The sequence below is a fragment of the Alcanivorax sp. HI0083 genome, from assembly GCF_001635175.1.
Genome location: NZ_LWFX01000483.1, coordinates 1 through 523 on the forward strand (window position 1 = coordinate 1; position 523 = coordinate 523).

Annotated in this window: 1 protein-coding gene; it reads right to left on the reverse strand. The window is 57.7% G+C overall.

Features of this window, described 5'->3' with window-relative positions:
• A partial coding sequence (locus A3754_RS04955; RefSeq protein ID WP_197468470.1) for an AarF/UbiB family protein occupies nucleotides 1-415 on the reverse strand: 415 nt, incomplete at its 3' end.
• Nucleotides 416-523 lie beyond the last annotated feature (108 nt).

Sequence of the window (523 nt, forward strand, 5' to 3'; positions counted from 1 at the left end):
CAATGGAGGCCGCGGCAAAGGGTTGTTCATCGAAGCGGGTGAATAATTCGTTCAGTGGCGCGCCGAGTTCGCGCTCCAGTTGTCGCCGAATCACATGAAATGGCATGGGGGCGGAGGCATTCTGGAGCACTTTCAGCTGATCGCTGATTTCGGCGGGAAGGATATCCTGCATCTGTGAGGCAATCTGGCCGACTTTCATGACCGCGCCTTTCATTTCGCCCAGCGTTGCGGCCACTTCCTTGCCGATATGTTGCATCAGCTTTTCCCGATCCGCGGCTTTGGACTGATCCGACTGGAACAGCCCCTTGACCTGATGCCCTGCCACGCGGGTGGCGATAGAGGTGGTCATGCCGGTGAGCCGGAACAGTCGGCCGGTAGCAGTAGTCGGGCGTTTTCGGCGACGATCGTCGGCCATGGTAAAACCTCGCGGGTTTTCTTGTTATGTATGCAGTTGCATCAAGGCTAGCGCTATGGGCCGCGTATGCACAAGGTGCAATAGTGCCAGAAGGCAGTTCGGGGAAGG